Source organism: Rhizobium sp. PRIMUS64 (genome assembly GCF_023006465.1).
Classification (GTDB): Bacteria; Pseudomonadota; Alphaproteobacteria; order Rhizobiales; family Rhizobiaceae; genus Rhizobium; species Rhizobium leguminosarum.
In genome coordinates, this window is the sequence record NZ_JALBGX010000002.1 from 128,825 (window position 1) to 141,586 (window position 12,762).

General features: G+C 58.0%; 18 protein-coding genes and 1 pseudogene. 17 read left to right on the forward strand and 2 right to left on the reverse strand.

The features are described from left to right. Nucleotides 1-4: 4 nt before the first annotated feature. From MOV76_RS02105 to MOV76_RS02140, 8 genes are all read left to right on the forward strand, one after another. Nucleotides 5-337 carry a DUF2282 domain-containing protein gene (locus MOV76_RS02105; protein ID WP_113544104.1) on the forward strand — a complete coding sequence of 111 codons (333 nt, stop codon included), beginning with the start codon at nucleotides 5-7 and terminating at the stop codon, nucleotides 335-337. Between the two features lie 72 nt (nucleotides 338-409). After that, nucleotides 410-1,309, forward strand: coding sequence for a DUF692 domain-containing protein (locus MOV76_RS02110; RefSeq protein WP_113544105.1), 900 nt, complete (start codon nucleotides 410-412; stop codon nucleotides 1,307-1,309). A gap of 17 nt (nucleotides 1,310-1,326) precedes the next feature. Beyond that, nucleotides 1,327-2,196, forward strand: coding sequence for a DNA-binding domain-containing protein (locus MOV76_RS02115; RefSeq protein ID WP_309506037.1), 870 nt, complete (start codon nucleotides 1,327-1,329; stop codon nucleotides 2,194-2,196). Nucleotides 2,197-2,261: 65 nt separating this feature from the next. Next, entirely contained in the window at nucleotides 2,262-2,705 is a 444-nt protein-coding gene (locus MOV76_RS02120; protein ID WP_408987977.1) for a DoxX family protein, read from the forward strand. Nucleotides 2,706-2,757: 52 nt separating this feature from the next. Next, nucleotides 2,758-3,405, forward strand: coding sequence for a sigma-70 family RNA polymerase sigma factor (locus tag MOV76_RS02125; protein ID WP_113544107.1), 648 nt, complete (start codon nucleotides 2,758-2,760; stop codon nucleotides 3,403-3,405). Next, nucleotides 3,405-4,049: an NrsF family protein gene (locus tag MOV76_RS02130; protein WP_131703275.1), complete on the forward strand. Its 645-nt coding sequence runs from the start codon at nucleotides 3,405-3,407 to the stop codon at nucleotides 4,047-4,049. The genes MOV76_RS02125 and MOV76_RS02130 overlap by 1 nt, the downstream gene beginning before the upstream one ends. An 87-nt stretch (nucleotides 4,050-4,136) precedes the next feature. Then, complete coding sequence (locus tag MOV76_RS02135; protein ID WP_113544109.1) at nucleotides 4,137-5,543, forward strand: adenylate/guanylate cyclase domain-containing protein; 1,407 nt, start codon at nucleotides 4,137-4,139, stop codon at nucleotides 5,541-5,543. Between the two features lie 276 nt (nucleotides 5,544-5,819). Next, nucleotides 5,820-5,984, forward strand: a complete 165-nt coding sequence (locus tag MOV76_RS02140) for a hypothetical protein (protein WP_247263684.1) — start codon at nucleotides 5,820-5,822, stop codon at nucleotides 5,982-5,984. Nucleotides 5,985-7,096: 1,112 nt separating this feature from the next. Here MOV76_RS02140 and MOV76_RS02145 read toward each other — a convergent pair. Next, the gene (locus tag MOV76_RS02145) at nucleotides 7,097-7,696 is read right to left on the reverse strand and encodes a hypothetical protein (protein ID WP_408987976.1); all 600 of its coding nucleotides are present in this window, start codon (nucleotides 7,694-7,696) and stop codon (nucleotides 7,097-7,099) included. On the opposite strand from MOV76_RS02145, the gene csgH reads away from it, so the two are divergent. The 7 genes and pseudogenes from csgH to MOV76_RS02180 all read left to right on the forward strand — a co-directional run bounded on the left by csgH (nucleotide 7,668) and on the right by MOV76_RS02180 (nucleotide 10,529). Further along, complete coding sequence (csgH, locus tag MOV76_RS02150; RefSeq protein ID WP_112907636.1) at nucleotides 7,668-8,012, forward strand: curli-like amyloid fiber formation chaperone CsgH; 345 nt, start codon at nucleotides 7,668-7,670, stop codon at nucleotides 8,010-8,012. The two genes, MOV76_RS02145 and csgH, sit on opposite strands and share 29 nt — an antisense overlap. 165 nt (nucleotides 8,013-8,177) lie before the next feature. After that, on the forward strand, nucleotides 8,178-8,546 hold the full coding sequence (locus MOV76_RS02155) for a curlin (RefSeq protein ID WP_065275915.1): 369 nt from the start codon (nucleotides 8,178-8,180) through the stop codon (nucleotides 8,544-8,546). Between the two features lie 16 nt (nucleotides 8,547-8,562). After that, nucleotides 8,563-8,907 carry a hypothetical protein gene (locus MOV76_RS02160; RefSeq protein ID WP_165548379.1) on the forward strand — a complete coding sequence of 115 codons (345 nt, stop codon included), beginning with the start codon at nucleotides 8,563-8,565 and terminating at the stop codon, nucleotides 8,905-8,907. A gap of 165 nt (nucleotides 8,908-9,072) precedes the next feature. Then, on the forward strand, nucleotides 9,073-9,273 hold the full coding sequence (locus MOV76_RS02165; RefSeq protein WP_018245323.1) for a type II toxin-antitoxin system VapB family antitoxin: 201 nt from the start codon (nucleotides 9,073-9,075) through the stop codon (nucleotides 9,271-9,273). Beyond that, nucleotides 9,270-9,653 carry a type II toxin-antitoxin system VapC family toxin gene (locus MOV76_RS02170; RefSeq protein ID WP_018245324.1) on the forward strand — a complete coding sequence of 128 codons (384 nt, stop codon included), beginning with the start codon at nucleotides 9,270-9,272 and terminating at the stop codon, nucleotides 9,651-9,653. The genes MOV76_RS02165 and MOV76_RS02170 overlap by 4 nt, the downstream gene beginning before the upstream one ends. A 209-nt stretch (nucleotides 9,654-9,862) precedes the next feature. Beyond that, entirely contained in the window at nucleotides 9,863-10,090 is a 228-nt protein-coding gene (locus tag MOV76_RS02175) for a CopG family transcriptional regulator (protein WP_112907822.1), read from the forward strand. Then, nucleotides 10,087-10,529, forward strand: a pseudogene (locus MOV76_RS02180) (TA system VapC family ribonuclease toxin). The gene MOV76_RS02175 and the pseudogene MOV76_RS02180 overlap by 4 nt, the downstream one beginning before the upstream one ends. A gap of 261 nt (nucleotides 10,530-10,790) precedes the next feature. On the opposite strand, the gene MOV76_RS02185 reads toward MOV76_RS02180, so the two are convergent. Beyond that, a complete protein-coding gene (locus MOV76_RS02185) occupies nucleotides 10,791-11,054 on the reverse strand; it encodes an HlyD family secretion protein (RefSeq protein WP_245277491.1) in 264 nt (87 codons plus the stop codon). Between the two features lie 257 nt (nucleotides 11,055-11,311). On the opposite strand from MOV76_RS02185, the gene MOV76_RS02190 reads away from it, so the two are divergent. Then, the gene (locus tag MOV76_RS02190) at nucleotides 11,312-11,488 is read left to right on the forward strand and encodes a hypothetical protein (RefSeq protein WP_247263685.1); all 177 of its coding nucleotides are present in this window, start codon (nucleotides 11,312-11,314) and stop codon (nucleotides 11,486-11,488) included. A gap of 34 nt (nucleotides 11,489-11,522) precedes the next feature. Beyond that, nucleotides 11,523-12,575, forward strand: a complete 1,053-nt coding sequence (gene rsgA / locus MOV76_RS02195; protein ID WP_247263686.1) for a ribosome small subunit-dependent GTPase A — start codon at nucleotides 11,523-11,525, stop codon at nucleotides 12,573-12,575. Nucleotides 12,576-12,762: the final 187 nt, after the last annotated feature.

Consider the following 12,762-nt stretch of genomic DNA (forward strand, 5'->3'; position numbering starts at 1 on the left):
CAATATGTCCGATCGTCTGATGTCTACGCTGGTGGCTGGTGCCTTCGCCGCCGCCTTCGGTACGCTTGCCGTCGTCCCGGCCCATGCCCAGGACTTCACGGAGCAGCAGAAGAAAATTCAGGCCGACAACACCGTCAAGGTAAAGTCTGGCAAGGTCGAGCCTTGCTTCGGCGTCGCGCTCAAGGGCCAGAACGATTGCTTCGCAGGTGCCGGTACGACCTGCGCGGGCACCAGCGCCGCCGACTACCAGGGCAATGCCTTCAAGCTGGTTCCGACCGGCACTTGCACGGGCATCTCGACCCCGAATGGCGCAGGCAGCCTGAAGCCCAAGGTCTAATGGCCTTCCGGCCGGGCCCCGAAGGCCCGGCCATCCCCAACGTATCGGCCCTGTATAAGTCAAGGTGAACGCATGCCGGAACGAACCCTTAAAACCTCGCAGACAATGATGCCGAAACGCGCCGGCGTCGGCCTGAAGGCTGAGCACTACCGGACGATCATGCAGACCTCGCCCGATGTCGGCTTTTTCGAGGTGCATGCAGAGAACTATATGGGTGCAGGTGGCCCACCTCATCGTTACCTTTCAGCGATCCGCGAGCGCTATCCGCTGTCGCTCCACGGTGTTGGTCTGTCGATCGGCGCGGCCCGTCATCTGGACAATGACCATCTCGCCCGCCTGAGACAGTTGATCGACCGGTACTCCCCGGCGCTTTTCTCCGAGCACCTCGCCTGGTCGAGCCACGACGTCGGCTTTCTCAACGACCTTCTTCCTCTACCCTATACGGACGAGACACTCATGCGCGTCGTGGAGCATGTCGATCAGGTGCAGGAAGCACTCGGGCGCCAGATGCTGCTGGAGAACCCTTCCACTTACCTGGCCTTCGCCGAAAGCACCTGGACAGAGACCGATTTCATTGCGGAAATTGTCCGACGGACCGGATGCGGTCTCCTGCTGGACCTGAACAACATTCACGTCGCCTGCGCCAATCAGGACTGGAACCCGATCGTCTATCTCAATGCCTATCCCCTTTCTCATGTGCAGGAGATCCATCTGGCCGGTTTCGCGCCCGACGCCGACGAGGAGGGCCGCCCGCTGCTGATCGACGCTCATGACCGTCCCGTTGCGGAAACCGTCTGGGGTTTGTTCGCCCATACGATCGAGCGCATTGGTCCGGTTCCAACCTTGATCGAATGGGATGCCGGTCTGCCTGACTGGCCGACACTGAAGGCCGAGGCGGAGCGCGCTGAACTGATCATGGCCGACATCGGCAACATTCACCGGCGTGCAGCCATCCCGGCCCACGCATGCTAACTCCGCAGGAGGGCCGTATGTCGATACCGAGAATTACCGGCTCGATTCGCAAATTGACTGCGAGCTTGGCGAACTCCGAACACGATATTGGCATGGACGGGTTCGCCGACCGGCAAGCCGACTTCGCCAGAGCACTGCTACGTCCGGAATTACCCATCCCGTCAGGTCTGGTCGGTCCGGACGGACTGCCAAGCGTCAAGCGGTTCGCCGTTTACCGCAACAATGTCGTGGTCGGGTTGATCGAAACCCTGAAGGCGGCGTATCCTGTGGTCCACCGCCTTGTTGGCGAGGAATTCTTCGCTGCCATGGCGCGTTTATATGTGTTGGCGGAACCGCCGGCCTCTCCGATCATGCTCGACTACGGATCTGGCTTTCCCGCCTTCATCTCAGGCTTCGAACCCGCAGCTGTGCTCCCCTATCTCGGAGATGTTGCCCGGCTCGAGCGGGCATGGGTGGAAGCATACCACGCAACCGAAGCAACGCCGCTGTCACCTTCTGTTCTCAGTCAGCTGCAGCCGGGCGACCTGCCAGCGCTACGGTTCGCCCTTCATCCATCCGTTCGCATCGTAAGGTCTGCTTTCCCGATCGTGAGCATCTGGCAGGTGAACATCGATGGCGTTGAAGATGCGCAAATCGATCTGGATGAAGGCGGAGAGGATGCGCTCATCGTTCGTCCCGAAGCGGATGTCGAGGTTCGGCGTCTACCAGCGGGTACCACCGCTTTCATGGAGGCTCTGCAGGCAGGTTCGCTAATCGTCGATGCGCTCAGGCAGGGGTTGTCCGCCAGTCCGCGTTTCGATCTTGCCGGTACGCTTCATGGCATGATCGAGTCAGGTGCAATCATCGGCTACCATATGCGGCCGATCCGACCGTTGGAGATCGCATGAATTCGCAACCGACATTGGTGAGCAAAATCGTCGCGACCATCCATCAAGCGCATCTCCATTTCAGTATGATCGCACGATGGATCGCACCGCCGGTGTTGCGCATCACCTTGGCGCTTCCCTTCCTTCGCTCCGGCTTCACACGATGGGACGGTTTCCTATCCCTGTCGCCGGGCACGCTGTTTCTGTTTGAGGAACAGTTCAGGCTTCATATCTTCGGCGGCGAGTATGCCTTTCCCGTGCCGGACCAACTTGCGTTGTTAACCGCGATTGCAGAGATCGTGTTGCCGATTCTGCTGATCGTCGGTCTCGCAACGCGCTTTGCCGCACTCGGCCTGTTGGTCATGACAGGCGTGATCCAACTGGTGTTTCCGGATGGCTGGGCCAACTTCCACCTCTACTGGGCAGCTTTGGCCCTGGGCGTCATCGCGGTTGGCCCCGGCGCAATTTCCGTCGATTGCGGGGTCAGACGCATGGTCAATGACTTCCGTCCGTCGGGGTCGACATGGTAATGCCCTGCTGTAAGATCATGTTTAACCGGCTCGCGCCTGTGAGGGTGCGGGGATGAAGGATGAAAAGCGCAAGCGCCTTACCGTTGTGACCTCGGATGGGCAGCGCACCCGAACGAAAGAGAGAGATCGTTTGCAGGACGAGGAGACCGCCGCATCCCGCGACCTCGACTGGACTATTCTCATGGCGCGTACGCAGGATGGCGATACCGTGGCCTATCTCCGTCTTCTTCAGGAAATCACGCCCTATCTTAGATCAAGGGTCAGACGGTGGCATAGGGACCCTTGGGACATCGAAGATACAGTGCAGGACATCTTGCTTACCCTCCATTCGATCCGGCACACCTACGACCCTTCGCGTCCGTTCGGTCCCTGGCTCGTTGGTATCGCCAATCGTCGCGCCGTCGACCGACTGCGCCGGCGTGGTCGGCAAACGCAGCGCGAGGCTCCACTCACTGCCGAACACGATGCGGCAATGGCGCCCGATGAAAACGATGGCACGCCCGACAAACACAAACTGACTGAAGCCATCAAGGTTTTGCCGCCGATCCAGCAGAAGGCCGTCGATCTCCTGAAACTCAAGGAAATGTCGTTGAAGGAGGCCTCCGATGTTACCGGGCTATCGGTGGCATCCCTGAAAATGGCAACGTATAGGGCACTTCAGAATTTGCGTGCCCTGCTTTCGGATCGGAGGGATTCGTGATGGAGACGTCGGACTTGATCCATTCCCTCGCCACCAATGCAACCCCCGTCAGGCGTCTTCGGCCGCCGCTGCTCCGCGCGATGGGATGGCTTCTGATCGCCGCAGTGATCATGGGCCTTATGACGATTAGTCATGGCGTCCGGCCGCAATTCGCCGAGCGCATGCAGGATGCCGTATTCGCCATTAACATGATCTCGTCGCTGCTGACCGGGGTTCTTGCGACCATCGCCACCTTCTTTGCCAGCCTGCCGGACCGACCCCGCCGATGGCTTCTGTTACCGGCCCCGCCGCTCCTCGTGTGGCTGTCAACCATCGGCTATCAGTGCTTCGCCGGCTGGGTGCCCGTTCCGCCCGGAGCTATCACGGTCGAAGCGGCATCCGGTTGCCTCGCGACACTCGTCCTGACCAGCCTGCCGCTGTCGCTTTTGATGCTGGCGATGCTGCGTTACACGGCTGCACTCCGGCCAACGTCTGTCATTCTCATGGGAAGCCTTGCGGTTTCGGCAATCACCGCGACGGCCCTGTCGATGTTCCATCCGCTTGATGCCACAGCAATGATCCTCGGATGGAATCTAGGCACGGCCGTTCTGTTCCTTGCGGGCGCCGCGATCGTCAATCGGAAAATGGGAAGCTCGATTGATTAGCGGAAAGTCCGACCGCCAATATGATGATGCCAGTGGGCACACGAGCGAATGCTTCGTCAGGGCGGCCTCTGAAAGACGGTTAGTCGAATGAACAACTCAGCGGCTCAATTTTCACTCCTGAAACAACGTTGCGATGGCCGGACTTCGGAGGCCATCGAACGTCTTTTATGCAAAGCGTCGGACTTTTGCGTGAACCGCATCAATCCGCTCGCTTTCGCCGTGGAGGCTGGCCTTGACGAGACGGCCTGCATCGGGGCCTTCCTTCACGCGACCCAAATCGGGATCGTCGATCTGGCCTGGAACGTCGTCTGCGGCGGGTGTGGCGGCATCCTGCATTCGGCTAATTCCCTTAAAGCACTAAACGATCTGCACTACCGATGTGGGCTCTGCGCTGCCGACTGTCAGACGATGCTCGATGACAGTGTCGAGGTGACCTTTACTGTCAGCCCGAAATTGCGTCCCATCTCCGCCCACGAGCCGGATACCCTGCCACTGTGGGACTATGTCCGCCAGGTCTACTGGAGTTCCGGGAGCGATCTGCCTGCCGACCTCCGGCCAGTTGTCAACGGAGTTGCGCTGGATGCGATCGAGTTGCCGGCCGGCTCCTTCGCAACCCGAACGCTGCGTATGACCGAGGGGTTCGTGGTGGTTTTTGACCCGGTGACACACAGCTCTACCCTGCTTCGCGTCGTTGGGACACTGCAGGAGGTTCCACAAACGCTGACGATCGCTCTCGCCGAAGGAGTGGAAGAACGCCCTCAGATAGAGGTGGCGCCAGGCCCGCTTGAGCTCACGCTGGAAAACAGGACAGCGCAACGCGCAATGCCGATCCTGTGGCTTGTAGGCGACGCATTGCGCACGCTCGTCAGCCGACGGGTGCCGTCTCTGAGCGCCAAGCGGTTGCTCAGCCACCAGACATTCCGCGATCTATACCAAACGGACGTGCTCGACATTAACCAGCACTTCCGCATCACCAGCCTGACATTCCTGTTCACCGACTTGAAAGGATCGACGGCGCTTTACAAGCGCATCGGCGATCTCGCAGCGTTCGACCTGATCCGGGCACATTTCCATGTGCTAACCGACATCATCGCGCGGAATTCCGGGGCGACGGTAAAGACCATCGGCGACGCGGTCATGGCATCGTTCCCCACACCGTCCGACGGCATGGCGGCTGCACTTCTCATGAAAAAGGCGATGACCGAACTCAATGCACAGCGCGGCAGCGAAGACATTCTGCTCAAGATAGGACTACATGCCGGCTCCTGCGTTGCCGTGACCCTCAATGAACGGCAGGATTATTTTGGGCAGACAGTCAACATCGCATCGCGTGTGCAGGGACTGGCCGACATCGAGAAGATCGTTGCTACCGAAGCTGTGCTGGCAGACGCGGGCGTCCGGTCGCTGTTTAAGGGGCAAGAAGTCGGCATCGTTCATTCCTGGCGGTGGCTACGCGGGTTTGACGAAGAGATCTCCGTCTATGAAATCGAGTGAAGGTGCCATGTGCGGGCGCCACCGCCCATAAAAGGTGTCGCCGTCCGCCGCTCTCATGACCATTTCCCACTGATGTGAAGGCCGCTCATTAACGTGCCTTCGCAATTTCACGATGATATTCGCCAAGCTCGCGAAAGCTGATGTTCTCACGATCAGCTAGCTTGCGGTTTACCGGTCCACATGCGTGCCTTGGCAGTATGCATAGTCGCTCGGGTGTCCGATTGGTTCTTCCAAACCCAGGAGTTCCAAACCAGATGACAAACCAAGGGGAAATTCATGTCCGACAAGAACTTTACCACGACCACCGCCGGTGTCCCGGTTTCGTCCGATCAGTGCGGCAAAGCGATGGAGTGCGATTTTCGCGTTGACGACATCAAGCTGGCTGGAGCATTCGTTCGTTGGCCGGAAAGTATCGATCGTCAGAAGCCAAAGGAGAGGTAGAGCGACACGACTTTTTTCGATTCGCACCCTCTCTTTTATTGCGCGAACTCGTAGGGGACATGCCGATTAGGGCAGCATGTGCCCCCGCCGGCGTCGATCCGACATCGGCAGCTGCGTTTTGGCCTGAAGGATATGTCGCTACGACGTTTTGTTTGACGGTATACGCAGCGACGATGAACCAGGAGTTTCACATCGACGTCCAAGTCAGCGAGATGGTTGATGATCTTCGTAGTTGGTGGTCTTTCCGGGAGAATGCGAGTAACGATACGGAATACGCGGCTGGCTTTTTCCAGATGTTGCTTGGCAACGAGCCGAACTGCTGGGTGCCTACTCGCACTCGCAATGTCCCAACCCAAGACAGCACAGAGATTAATTGCTCCCCCGAATAAGTTTCATGTCTCGCTGCGTGCCGCCCGATGGCTAGCTAGTGGAGCCAGGCGCACGATCCTGATGGAGCCCGCTACAATTTTCGCTGGGGTGCTGACACAAAGCGGGTAATTTCAGGTGCTGGTGAAGCGGAGGGAGCATGCCGCCAAATCACCGCTATCCACCAGCGCCGAGTTGGTAGTTTTTCCTATACTTGAAAGATGGTCGGTGCGTTTCGGCAGTCTGGAGTCGCTTTCCTCGGACTCTCGCAAGCAAGCACGGCATCCACCCAGTGAGGGCCGCGACAGTTATGATTTCGGCTCGTCTGCCATGATACGTTCGATCTTTTCCGGATCCCAGTGCTCATCGATCAGGAATTGCCTGTGATCGCGGTCACCGTAATGGTGGTCTGTCAATCGGCATCCAATTTTAATTTGCACGCCGGAACACACTCAGTGCCTCTAGCGATTGATAGGTTCGCTTTAAATTTGCCGCGTCAGACGCGATCTTTTTCCGGTGTCTCACCACATGGGCGGCGGCCATATTTACTTTGTCAAGAGCTTTACGTGATCAAGAGCGTGGCGCGCATCGGCGTGCTTTCATCGCCGGTTTAACCGGCGGGTAGACAAATCCGATCCATCGAAACAGAATCTCACGATGCACATATGCTGCCCGAGTTGCTTTGTGCAGTCCATTAGCGACTTCCAATAAATACTGACAGATTCACTGGAAATCAACGACCCGGTTTACTGGACAATGAGGTTTGAAAAATCCAACGAGAAGCGTTTCTGCTGAAGAACGGCGTCCATGATGGCAGACGCCAGAGGGAAATAAGCGAGCGGATCTTCATCGGTATGTTGCTTCTCAAGCGCCATATTCGCCAGAACTCGCGCTGTATCCACACCTTCGACCGTTTCGCCAAACAGTTCGCTCGACAACATTTCAACGACTGTGCGGCCAGTTCCCAATCCCTGGCCGAGGCGGCTGTTACGCCCTCCGCCAACAGTGACGTGCAGATCGCCCAGTCCGGCCAGCCCGAATGCCGTTGTGGTTTGCCCGCCCAGCCTCTTGCATAGTCTGGCCATTTCCAAAGTTGCCTGGGTGAAGACTGCAGCCGTCGGATTCTTGGATTGGCCGTCCGCGCGTCCTTGATCGGGATACCGCGTCTGCATGGCGCTCACGCCGATCGCGTAGAAATTCTTGAGCGCGGCACAAGCTTCGACGCCCGTGACGTCCGTCGTCACCGACAGACGGTAATAGTCCGTTTGCATGATCGCGGCGAACTGTTCGGCGACCGAAATATCCTCACAGGCGTAGATGCAGGCCGTCGGCGCGGTTGCCACCATGACAACTGCCAACCAATCTGACGGCGCGCAGCTTTGCGAAATCAAAGCAACGCCTGGAGCAGGTATGGTCAGATTGGATGCGCTCGTCCACGCCGACAAGTATGTCGGGGGGACGTACACCTTCCATGTCGAAAAAGTGGGAGACGGCGGAAGCTCCACGATCAACCAGAGTGGCGATTTTGATGCCGTCGAGGGACGTACGGCAATCCTTGGTTCGGTCTCGCTCGACTCAAAAGGAGCCAAATACAAAGCCACACTGGACGTCGTCATCCGGGCTAGGAGTTTCAGTTGCACGAAACAGATCGGCGGCGACTAATCGGCCTCCACACGCTGCAATTTTCGTAAAGGGGCGCCGGTTCCCGGCGTCCCTTTGCTTTCAGGTCGAAACGACTGAACGACAACTGAACGGGCAATTCCGACTGGGTTCAGCTGCAAGATGCGAAAGTTGATCATCGGCCGAAGCCGCCGGATGGAGATCAGAATGAGCCGCAACGTGTTTAAGATCATTACCGTCACTCTTCTTGCCGGGAGCCTGGCGCAAGCAGCGTTGTCTGTGCCAGCCTTTGCCGGCGGCCGAATCTCGTTCAACCTCGCACCGGACAACGCCGAGGATGCGGGTCTTTTCTCAACTGGACTGCGCGTCTATTCGCTCTATCGCGGCCTGAAAGACGCCGACATCCAACAGGTGGGCCGGGGTAACGCGGCTGGTATCGCTCAGGCTGGCCGTGGCAACCTCGGCTTCATCCGGCAGCGGGGCCATGGTCATTCCGCGACCTTGCGGCAGAACGGCAACAACAATGCCTATGGCATTTTCCAGTATGGGCGAAATGCTGAAACCGACGTGGTGTAGGATGGGGATAACGGCAGTGGTGCCACGTTCAGCTATGGCTGGTGAGGCGGTTCACAACAGTCCAAAAAGGCGATGTCACGTCGTTTCGGCAGCGCATGTTCGCCGCTTTCCCCGAGGCGACCCCAATGGTGATCACCTACACAATCGCGTCGAACATCCGGACATCTTTTTGGCCGTTGCCTCAGAGGAAGTCGCGCACAACACTGGCACCGCCCCCAATCCTGACCGGCTTTCCATCAGCAATGGCAACAGCCTGCCGGAGTGGCTCGGCCGGGGTCGTGTTGAGGAAATGGGATGTTATCCTGCCTGCCGCGCAGACGATCACGGCCAGATCGAGAAGATTCAGAAGATGTCGAAATAGGTCGAAGCAAGCGAGCGCTAGTGACCTGATCGGCTACGGTAGCCGCCACGCGGTCGCGCAGCTCCGGCTCTCACTCGGCGGTCCTCAGGTATCGATGTGGGAACTAGGCGTAGATTTTATCACCAAATGGTGCTAGTTAAAGCGCCAGGACAAGGATAAGAAACGATGCGATCGACTATCAATCTAGACGACACTCTCATGGAAAGGGCCAGGTCCCTGACCGGCACAAAAGAAACCGCTGCTATAGTCCGCCAGGCGTTGGAGACGCTTGTCCGAGTAGAGTCCGGAAAACGCCTCATCGCGCTCGGCGGAACTATGCCCGATGCAGAGGCAGCTCCACGTCGCCGGAGCGCAGCTGCCAAGTGATACTGGCAGACACTTCTATATGGATCGATCATTTCCGCCATGTTGATGCGGAACTTCGGACGATCATTGAGGACGATCGTCTACTCTGCCATCCGGCTGTAGTTGGCGAACTGGCGCTTGGCAGCCTTCGAGATCGCGGGCGCGTGATAGCGTTTCTGGCAGCCCAGCGCCAAGCGTTCGTCGCAACGCACGACGAAGTGATGACAATGATTGATCGTCACGGCATTTTCAGTATGGGCATCGGCTATACAGATGCCCACTTGCTCGCCTCGATACTGCTTGATCGGCGAGCGGCGTTATGGACCAGGGACAAGCGTCTTCAGGCGGCGGCCAAAAAGGCAGGCGCTTCATTGCATAAGCCGGCCAATGCTCGCAACTAAACACCTAAATAGTTCTGCCGATCTTTCGCATTTTTCCGATCTTTCGCCTTGAGCAGGTTCGAACCGGAGACCCGTGGTTCGCGCACAGATTTGAGAATGCGATTTCAACCGTTTTCGCCGGTGAACAGGTTGGCGCAATGGTGCGTCCTTTCGGTATCAACCTTGAGAAGGCCGGCCACCTGCTTTATATGATGCGTGATGAGGCGGATATGAGAACGACCTTGGCAATCGACGACGATGTCCTGATCGCCGCAAAGGCGATGGCAACCCAGCAGCACCGGAGCGTCGGCGAGGTCATTTCTGAGCTGGCGAGACGTTCTCTGCGCCGACCGCCCAGCAGCCGCGAGCGCAATGGCATTCCTCTCCTGTCAGCTCGGCCGGATGCGCCGCCAGTGACGCTCGAAATCGTGAACGCCTTGCGTGACGAACTGCAGTGACTTTCCTGCTCGACGTCAATGTGCTGATTGCCTTAATCGATCCGGGCCATGTAGCCCATGATGATGCGCACGAATGGTTCGCGGCGATGGGTCAGACCGCGTGGGCTACCTGCCCCATTACCGAAAATGGTGTCATCCGGATTGTCGGCAACCCCAAATATCCCAACTCTCCCGGTTCACCGTCACTCGTGATGGAGATCGTCCGCAAATTGCGGTCGCTCCCGGTCACAGTTTTTGGCCGGACGATGTGAGCCTTGTCGGGTCAGGTGATATCGCTCCCACGAAAATTCTAACATCGGGGCAAGTAACTGACACCTATCTGCTTGCGCTAGCCAAGGCGCGTGGGGGCCAGCGGGCGACATTCGATCGCAAGCTGTCATCAGCAGCGGTTACAAGGGGCAATTCTGCCTTGCACCTGATCACCGAGAGTAGTTCGTGAGTTCCCGTCGATCCATCTTGAAGGGACAGAGTGGGAACACCATGCCAACGAGCTAGCACTGGCTGGGTGCCAGCGATGTAGGAGCCCGGCTGAAGCGGATGGCGACTATCAAACTCAATCCTCGACAAAGCATGGCTCGTGGAATCCCGCAACGGCTTGATCAGGTAGTCGAAAAACGTCCGGTCCCCCGTGCTGATGAATACCTCAACAGCATCCCCGAATGAAGATCGTCCTTGGCGACGCCCGCGGGCAAGTCTTGCGTTATCTCGAGGAGGCTCTGTAATAGGGCTGCTGTGTGGCCTGATCGAGTAGCCGATCGGCTGACACCTGTTTCACCACTGCCTCAATCTCAGGCGTGCGCCGGGCATCGAGGGCCGTAAAACGTAGTCGCGCGTGCTGACCGGTATGGACCACGTCGATATCCTTCGGTTGCAGCCTCGCCTCGATCATTGGCCGGCCTGCTGTGGGCAGAATCTCCATGATCTTCTCACCTGGTCCGACGACGTTGTACACCGACGTGACCACGATGCCATCCGAAGGCGCCTTGATTACCCTAGCTGTTCAAGGCGCTCTTTGAGAATGGTCTGTTCCGAGCGGAAACGGGCCATACGGGCGTTGAATTCCTTCTCCTCCAGGATGAGCTCGCTTCATTAAATAATCGACATTCGCATTGAACAGGATCGACCCGGCGTTGGCTAATCGTGAAGCACCTGATAGGACCGCCGAGTATGAGGTCTTGGCACCATCTTCAGAGAGCCTCGGACCGGATCGGAGAGCTTTTGATGGGCTGGAAAACACCGAAGATCGAATACGTGAATGGCTATAAGATCGTTGAAGTTGAAGGGCCCAGCTTCAAAGTCTACGATGGCGACCGTCAGCTCGGGGACGATTTCCCCTACCCCGGCGAAGCTGCTGCTTACGCAACCTCGATGCCAAAACGGGATCATCCACGCAGCTAGGCGAGAAGCCGCGGAAGATCATTGAAAACCCTTTATGGCAGCCTTAACGAATGTGGAACAGGATTTGACCAGCTCCCAACTTTCTTCGCCGCTGGAACTGCTTGGGTGGTCAGAATTCTTCGCGGACCAGGTCCAGCCCAGCGAAGCTGACTTGATCCCCAGACGCGTCGCTTCCGTTCACCGGGCACGCATCGAGGCAATCGATGTCACCGGGCCGGTCGGACTGGAATTTCCATCCAATACCAATACTGGTGACTACGCGGTCGGCGACTGGGTTCTTGCCGATCCACTGACTGACATGCTCATCAGACGTCTCGACCGAAAAAGCGTCTTTCAGCGACGACAGGAAGGCGGGAGTGGCCAGCAACTTGTTGCCGCCAACGTCGACACCCTGTTGATCGTGACCTCGTGCAATGCCGATTTTAATCTTGCTCGGCTGGAACGTTACCTGATCATGGCCAACCAGGCCGGGAGCAATCCGGTGATTGTGCTGACAAAGGCCGACACCGCGGAAGATGCCGGCATGTTCCAGGCGCAAGCCGAGGCTTTGCAGCGTGACCTGCCTGTCATTGCCTTGAATGGGCGCTCCGCGGACGCCGTTTCCCTGTTGAGGCCCTGGTGCGGCATCGGCCAAACGGTTGCGTTGGTGGGGTCTTCTGGTGTCGGAAAATCAACACTGGTGAACACCATGACCGGGCCTGAATCTGACACAAAGCAAAAGACAGGCACCATCCGCGAATATGACGCGCAGGGCCGACACACAACCACCGCACGATCCCTGCATGCAATTTCAGGCGGCGGCTGGGTCATCGATACCCCGGGAATAAGGACGCTTTACGTGAGTGATGTTACCGACGGTATCGACACCCTCTTTGCTGAAATAACCGAACTGGCGCCGCTTTGCCGCTTTCGCGACTGCACCCATGCCCATGAACCGGGGTGCGCCGTTCAGGCAGCTGTCGCAAGCGGTGCCCTGGTCGCCGATCGCCTGGAACGCTGGCGGAACCTGCTTGCAGAAAATCGCGACCGGACACCGGTCGTGAGCGGACCCCGCGGCAACAAGATCGTCCGCAAGAAGAAATATTGAAAGTGTCGAACGTTTGCGACGGTGCTCATCGGCGTCAGCCACGATCCGCCACCTGAATTGGCTGGGCTGGGGATAGCGTCAGCGCTCAATGATTGGGATTGCGGTCAAGAAGAAGACCCTGCAAACGGCCGCTCCCCGCTTGTGCGGGATATGTCTTTGAACAAACGAGATGCGAACGTGCTTTCTC

Coding starts and splice junctions, on each gene's coding strand:
- MOV76_RS02105 (WP_113544104.1), top strand. CDS start 5: ATGTCCGATCGTCTGATGTCTACGCTGGTGGCTGGTGCCTTCGCCGCC.
- MOV76_RS02110 (WP_113544105.1), top strand. CDS start 410: ATGCCGGAACGAACCCTTAAAACCTCGCAGACAATGATGCCGAAACGC.
- MOV76_RS02115 (WP_309506037.1), top strand. CDS start 1,327: ATGTCGATACCGAGAATTACCGGCTCGATTCGCAAATTGACTGCGAGC.
- MOV76_RS02120 (WP_408987977.1), top strand. CDS start 2,262: ATGATCGCACGATGGATCGCACCGCCGGTGTTGCGCATCACCTTGGCG.
- MOV76_RS02125 (WP_113544107.1), top strand. CDS start 2,758: ATGAAGGATGAAAAGCGCAAGCGCCTTACCGTTGTGACCTCGGATGGG.
- MOV76_RS02130 (WP_131703275.1), top strand. CDS start 3,405: ATGGAGACGTCGGACTTGATCCATTCCCTCGCCACCAATGCAACCCCC.
- MOV76_RS02135 (WP_113544109.1), top strand. CDS start 4,137: ATGAACAACTCAGCGGCTCAATTTTCACTCCTGAAACAACGTTGCGAT.
- MOV76_RS02140 (WP_247263684.1), top strand. CDS start 5,820: ATGTCCGACAAGAACTTTACCACGACCACCGCCGGTGTCCCGGTTTCG.
- csgH (WP_112907636.1), top strand. CDS start 7,668: ATGCAGGCCGTCGGCGCGGTTGCCACCATGACAACTGCCAACCAATCT.
- MOV76_RS02145 (WP_408987976.1), bottom strand. CDS start 7,696: ATGGTGGCAACCGCGCCGACGGCCTGCATCTACGCCTGTGAGGATATT.
- MOV76_RS02155 (WP_065275915.1), top strand. CDS start 8,178: ATGAGCCGCAACGTGTTTAAGATCATTACCGTCACTCTTCTTGCCGGG.
- MOV76_RS02165 (WP_018245323.1), top strand. CDS start 9,073: ATGCGATCGACTATCAATCTAGACGACACTCTCATGGAAAGGGCCAGG.
- MOV76_RS02175 (WP_112907822.1), top strand. CDS start 9,863: ATGAGAACGACCTTGGCAATCGACGACGATGTCCTGATCGCCGCAAAG.
- MOV76_RS02190 (WP_247263685.1), top strand. CDS start 11,312: ATGGGCTGGAAAACACCGAAGATCGAATACGTGAATGGCTATAAGATC.
- rsgA (WP_247263686.1), top strand. CDS start 11,523: ATGGCAGCCTTAACGAATGTGGAACAGGATTTGACCAGCTCCCAACTT.